Origin of the sequence: Enterobacter cloacae complex sp. IR5422 (assembly GCF_049238165.1) — a bacterium.
Lineage (GTDB): Bacteria > Pseudomonadota > Gammaproteobacteria > Enterobacterales > Enterobacteriaceae > Enterobacter > Enterobacter roggenkampii.
Map to the genome: position 1 here is coordinate 51533 of NZ_JBMKHT010000028.1, position 6226 is coordinate 57758.

General features: G+C 56.8%; 4 protein-coding genes. All 4 read right to left on the reverse strand.

Features of this window, described 5'->3' with window-relative positions; all coding sequences use genetic code 11:
• Window positions 1–175: 175 nt before the first annotated feature.
• Window positions 176–607, reverse strand: a complete 432-nt coding sequence (locus tag ACOTXT_RS14530; RefSeq protein WP_048223657.1) for an immunity 26/phosphotriesterase HocA family protein — start codon at window positions 605–607, stop codon at window positions 176–178.
• Entirely contained in the window at window positions 604–5013 is a 4410-nt protein-coding gene (locus ACOTXT_RS14535; protein WP_333165901.1) for an RHS repeat-associated core domain-containing protein, read from the reverse strand. Before ACOTXT_RS14535 ends, ACOTXT_RS14530 begins: the two co-directional genes overlap by 4 nt.
• A gap of 3 nt (window positions 5014–5016) precedes the next feature.
• Window positions 5017–5457, reverse strand: a complete 441-nt coding sequence (locus tag ACOTXT_RS14540) for a DcrB-related protein (RefSeq protein ID WP_333165897.1) — start codon at window positions 5455–5457, stop codon at window positions 5017–5019.
• Between the two features lie 75 nt (window positions 5458–5532).
• Window positions 5533–5910 carry a hypothetical protein gene (locus ACOTXT_RS14545; protein WP_421625332.1) on the reverse strand — a complete coding sequence of 126 codons (378 nt, stop codon included), beginning with the start codon at window positions 5908–5910 and terminating at the stop codon, window positions 5533–5535.
• Window positions 5911–6226: the final 316 nt, after the last annotated feature.

Sequence of the window (6226 nt, forward strand, 5' to 3'; positions counted from 1 at the left end):
AAGGTATGAATATTAATATCCAGATCTGCGGGACAAACTTGGGCTATTCTTCTCCAGCATGCATTGTTGCAATATTATTTGGCCAGACACTCATAAAAACTTGTGAATTTATTAAAGCTGTTGATGAGCTGCTGTTGTATGAAAACTAGTTGGGGAAGCACCCTTCCCCAGATGATCAAATATTTATTAGAACATTGTCGACAAGCTCAAAGCCTGAAACTCCCATAGTTGTGTAATTAGGATATTCAGCAACAGACAAACGCCTGATTTCCTCCTCCCCATCATATAAGCCACCAGCATAATTAAATACTTTTAATTGTTTTTTTTCTTCTGTGAGATTAGCATGGCCAATAATTTTCCAAATGCCTTTGCTAATATTTTGGTTGCCAGTGAAAAGAACCTTCATCTCTTTGCCAAATTTTTCAAACGATAGAGGTGTTAGTGAACTGTTCTCTTTAAACTCCTCCGTATCCTGTATTGATAAAATACAGAAACCTAATGCTTGCTTAAACTTTTGCTTTGGAGCAAAAACAACTTGGCAAAGCGCATACTTCCCATTACTCATTGGAATGACAAAGATGTCACCCTCTTTATATTTTACTTTCATAAGCCATTCCCTTTCAGAATTGATAACGCATCTTTCAATACTTCCCCACCCCAATCACTACTATGGCCTGCAATATCATATTTGCTAGCGTTTGGGTTATTAGGGCTATATGACCTGATTTTATTGAGGAGATTTGTTAAAGAGTTTGTTGACTTAGCTCCACCATTAAGATCCATAATCCTTTGTTCCAAGAATTTAGCTTCCGCTTTGGTCAAATTATTATCAAATATGGTCAACTGTTCCAAATGTGATTTACCCGGTGTATTCGCATGGCTATTCAAACGTGCTGGAGCATCCCCACGTCCTACATAGATAATATTCTTTCCATCGTGTAGCACATACAACCCTTGACCATTTACGGGATCATAATGTTTGCCTGTGCCTCCAGCCCTTCGAGTTGATGGTAACCCCTTACAAGGTGTAAGACCTAAAGGATCTGTCCAAACTATAGGATTAGGAGCATAGCTGTAAAGGTTTAACCCGCCATTTAACCCTATCGGGTCCTGCTGCGTAAACCGTCCGCAGTCCGGGTCATAATACCGGAACAGATTGTAGTGCAGCCCTGTCTCACGGTCCAGGTATTGCCCCTGCATGCGCAGGTTCTGAGAATATCCTGATATCTGCGTCTCGCTTTCCCGCAGCAGCTTGCCCCAGGCGCCGTTCACACCTTCCCAGCGTACCTGCCCTTCGATATCCGTCATCCGCTCCGGCGTGCCGTTGGGCTGGCAGTGGAACCAGAAAATCTCCGGGGCATCAACGCCGTCAATACGCGCCAGCGGGTCGTAACTGTCCTGATCGCTGTAAACGTAGGTCAGCGGCACATCCCCGTGCACCTCCTGCAGCAGGCGGAACCCTTCCCAGACAAACCGGGTGGTGACCGGCTTGCCGGTTGGCTGTCCGCCCAGCATCTGGCGGCGCGTTTTGCTGATGCGGCGACCGAGCGGATCGTAGCGGAAGCTGACCTGCGTCTGCGGTTTGTTGCGGTCCCGCGGCTGGCTGATGACTTCCGTCAGGCGATGTTCGCCGTCGTAGCGGTAGTGCCAGCGGGTCTGGCCGTTATCCTTCTCCACGGTGCGGCCGTGGATGTCATAACGCCAGCGAATGCCGTTCAGCTGCGTCAGGCGGTTGTGCGTGACCTTCTCAGCAGATCCTTCGAGCGGGTTACCGGCTGCATCCCAGCGCCACTGCTCCTGGCCAGGCAGCGTGCCGTCCTGAACGAGCAGGCGCCCGGCGCTGTCGTACTGCCAGCGGTACCAGCTGAACGGGTTATCGTCCCGCTCTTCGCGCACCAGATTATTGCGGTAGTCGTAATCCCAGCGGCGGGACCAGCGGCGCGGCGACGGGCGCTGCGCATTGCCGGTAAAGACGTCCCGGCGGTGCAGTCGACCAAGGCGGTCATACTCGCTGCGGGTGGTCAACAGCCCCTGGGTGCGGCTGGTCTCACGGTGGAGTTCGTCGCGAGTAAAATCGGAGACCGACAGCTTATCGAGAGCAATGCTGAGCAGATGTCCGCTACCGTAGTAGAACTGCTTCAGCTCGCGGCCATCGGGCAGCGTGACGGAGGTACGGTTGCCCAGCGCGTCATACTCCCACGTCAGCTCACCGTGCTCGCCCGCTTCGCGCGTCACGCGACCGAGCGCGTCATACTCAAAGGCGAGCTCCTGCTCTGCCTCGGTGGTCCACGCGTCGGCTGAAAGCGCAGGATGCAGACCAATCCGGCTTAATAGCCCGGACGGCGTGTAATGGTAGCGGGTCTGCCCTTCCGGCGTGGTGCGGGCGACCAGCTGGCCGCTCGCGCTCCAGGCGAAGGCGTGGGTGATAGCCTCCGGATGACCGGCGGCAAAGGTGCGCGCAATCGTGCGCCCGCAGGCATCATAGCGATACTGCGAGGCTACGCCATCGAGCCCCACCTCTTCCAGCAGCAGCGAGTCTGGCCCCCAGCGGAACTGATACGCTTCGCCGTTCTCGTTTTCCAGGGCAATCAGACGCCCGCGGCTGTCCCAGCTGCGGCGCACTTCTTCACCCTGCGTATTACGGGTGGCGGTTAAGCGCCCCGCCTCGTCGTATCTGAACTCACTTTCTTTCCCGTCAGCACCCGCATGCTTCACCGGCAGGCCACGTTCGTTCCATTTGAGCGATTCCGTCCAGCCTTCCGGGCGATCGAGCTGCACCGGACGCCCTGCGGCGTCGTAGCGGTAGCGCGTCTCTTCACCGTCGGCACCAGTCTCAGCCACCAGCCAGCCCAGCGGATGATAGCGATAGCGGGTAATACGCCCGGAACAGTCCGTCGAACGGACAATCTGCCCGGCCTCGTTGTACTCCTGGTAGCGGCTGTTGCCAGCGGCATCGACCTCTTCAACGACCTGGCCAAACTCGTCCCGGCGCAGCTGCGTCGTCTGCCCCATCGGGTCCACCACGCGCTTCAGCCCGTGATGTTCGTCGTACCAGAACCGGGTGGCGCTGCCGTCGGCTTCGATAATGGCCGCGGGAAGCGCGCGGTGCTCCAGCCAGGTGGTGGTGCGGGTATTGCCGTCGGCATCGGTCTCCTGCACCCGGTTGCCCATCTCGTCGTAGACGAAGGTGACGGCGTTGCCGAGCGGATCGATGCGACGCGTGAGAAGCTCGTTATCATCCCACTCGTAGCGCCAGTTTTCACCGCGCTCGTCTACGTAGCGGACAATCAGTTTCTGCGCGTTCCAGTAGTGGCGGCGCGTCTGACCATCGTAGTGCTCGACGGTCGTCAGCCCGGCGGCTAAATCATAGCTAAAGCGGCAGCCGTCGCCGGTGCTGGTGCGGTTTTCCACCACGCGCCAGTGGTCGAATTTTTGCCAGCGGTATTCGCTCTCCAGCCCGCCCGGCATCCGGTGCCAGACCATCAGGCCGTGGTCGTTGTAGCGGTATTCACGCGTCACCACGCCGGAGGCATCCGCCGCGCTCGCCAGCTGGCCGCGCGCGTCGTAGCCCCACTGCATCAGCGGCCAGGTCTGGTTGCCGTCGAAATGGCTGGCTGCGGTCACGCGCTGCGGGAAACGTTCATCGTCATAGCGCAGGGTGACGTCGATGGCCCGCGGCTCATCATGGATACCAACCAGCCTGCCGTGTTCGTCCCACGCCGTCAGCAGCGCGTTGCCGTATTCGTCGCTGAGGGAGGCCAGGCGCAGGATGGAGGGATTCGCCCGTGTCGGTTTATACAGACGCCACACCGCACCGTCATCGTCGGCAATCGCCACGTCGCCGTTCTCATTACGGCGGATAATGATGCCTTCGCTGATGCTGTAAAACGCGCGGTCGACAGGCGGCAGTTCAAAGCTCAGCTCGCGCCCGGTTTCGTCGAACCAGGTCGCATTGTTATCTTCCAGCGTCAGATAGCTGTCAAAAGTCGTTGCCCAGCCCAGGCCGAACAGCCCTTCGCGGGTCGTCAGGCTGTTGTAGCTACGCTGCCAGCGAAGCGGAAAGCGCCCCGGCAGCGAGAAGTCGAGCTCATCGTCGTCGTTCAGCACCTTCACACCAGTGGCGGCGTGGACCGGGTGCGAGGAGCCAAACACGGCGTTGACCGCCATATCCGCCAGCATCCCGCCGCCGGCTGCGGCCAGCGCGCAGGGCATATTTTTCAGGATCTTGCCCGGACGCCCGCGCAGCAGGGAGAGCGCAATCATCCCCAGCGCCAGACCCGGCGTTTTACCGCTTTTGATATCGCGGACCGTGAGCGTGTCCCCGCCGATGATCACGTTCGGGGAGACGTCGTCGGAAACGGTGCCTTCGCAGGTGGTGCGATCTTTTGCACGCACAGCGGGCTGGCCATTGATGAAGACGCTTTTGGAGCCTTCCGCCAGATACTGCGGCCCGGAGTGCTTTTCACACGCCACCTTGTCCTCTTCCAGCGGCGAGGTTCCCGCGGCGGCAGAGGCCACGCTCGGCTGCCACATTTCGCTGCCAAACTGTCCGGCGGCGGAAAGCAGCATGCCCGCGTAATCGGCAAAGCTGCCCGGCGACTGCGGCTCAGGGGACGGTGTATCGGCGGGCGTCAGCGTGCCTGCCGCACGTGCGGCGGGGATTGCGTTGGTCAGTACGTTGTTCGAACCGGTAGTAATTTTACCCGCAGGCGACGGCGGGAAAAGCGCATTGCCTAACCCTTCTGCGGCATTGCTGATGTCGTCGGTGATCCCCGCCACGTTCGCCAGCACGCCACCGATAATCCCGCTTAACAGACAGCTGGACCCAATCGCCGCCACGCCCGCTGCGGCGGCTCCGGCACCGAGGAGTGGCGCGGCGGCCGTAGCCGCCAGCCCCACCGCCGCGCCGATCACCGCATAGGCGGCACCTTCCGCCACGATGCTGGTGATGTCAGCAAAAATGCTGGAGTGAATAATCTCGTCGCCCTTACGGGCCGCGTTGTTATCGCTCATGCCTTACACATTCCGGTTGTCGTTTAGCGTCAGACTCTGCTTAAGCGCGCTCCAGCGCACCTCGTCCTCTTCGGTAAAAGCTCTTAATGCCGAGAGGGTAAAAATCATCAATACCGGTTTGCCCGGCGTCTGCACGGCCAGCTGTTTTTGCCACAGGCGTTGCCCGTTACGGTCAAACGTGGTCTCAACTTCCAGCCCGTGAATTTTTCCGTCAGGCCCGGCGTTTACGTTCCGGAATTCGCTCTGGGCGATCTCACCCATCTGAGGACGCAACACATCCCACTGGCGGTGAAACTCTTGTTCGTAGTCGCTGCCATAGGGAATCACGCCGCGGCTGACCACCACGGACAGCCCGCTTTCGTCATCGCGAATAATGTTCATGCTGTTATCCTGCCAGGCAGCAGGAAAAAGGGAAAATGAACCTTCCTGGAGGGTGTATTTCATAAGTGAACTCGGGATGATTAATATTGAGAGAAACATGAAGGCCAATCCATGTTGGCCCTTTGGCTGGCTGTTTTATTATTTACGCCATTGACCTGACTGTTCGACTAAAACATGGCTGCCTTTGCTGACAAGCAATTTCACGGGTGCATACGTCACGGTATAAGCGATCTCGCCATTCTTGTACGTTGAGCCGATTATTTTACCAGTGGGGTCGTGCAACGTTTTTCCCTTTAAGGAGATCGTACTGTTATCGCTTTTGCGCACGCCGAGATAAACCATCTGGTCACATTCACCCTCGAAACGCCCGCACTTGTTTATCAGAGAAATAGTGAACTTTTCGGTGTCCAGTTTTCTGGTTTCAGCGTGATGAACCGAAGCAGCTTTACGTAACGTATAACGCAGCGGAGTATAATCATTTCCTTTTTGTGGAGGCGTTACCAGACGCCATTCCATTTCACTCCCCTTTATTTCCAGAACAGCCCGTCCGCCTGCGCCGCCAAACGATGAGTTGAACTCTACGTTCGCACGGTTTCCCGCGATCGTACCGCTAAGATTTCGCTCATCTTCTTCCGGGCAGTCGATGCGATTACCTCTCTGGAAGATATAGCAATAAGACCCGGTGATACGGTTGCCTGATTCAGCTAAGGAAGGTGCGAATAAGTCCGAGATGTGAGATCATCGTGTTGTAACCTGAACCCAGAATGAGTAACCGGATGAGCCAGCAACTGACTTTTGCCGACAGTGAGTTTTCCAGTAAACGCCGCCAGAC

What these genes read in the sequence shown, in the direction of transcription:
- ACOTXT_RS14545 (WP_421625332.1), bottom strand. Translation starts at nt 5,910, where the DNA reads ATGGAATGGCGTCTGGTAACGCCTCCACAAAAAGGAAATGATTATACT.
- ACOTXT_RS14540 (WP_333165897.1), bottom strand. Translation starts at nt 5,457, where the DNA reads ATGAAATACACCCTCCAGGAAGGTTCATTTTCCCTTTTTCCTGCTGCC.
- ACOTXT_RS14535 (WP_333165901.1), bottom strand. Translation starts at nt 5,013, where the DNA reads ATGAGCGATAACAACGCGGCCCGTAAGGGCGACGAGATTATTCACTCC.
- ACOTXT_RS14530 (WP_048223657.1), bottom strand. Translation starts at nt 607, where the DNA reads ATGAAAGTAAAATATAAAGAGGGTGACATCTTTGTCATTCCAATGAGT.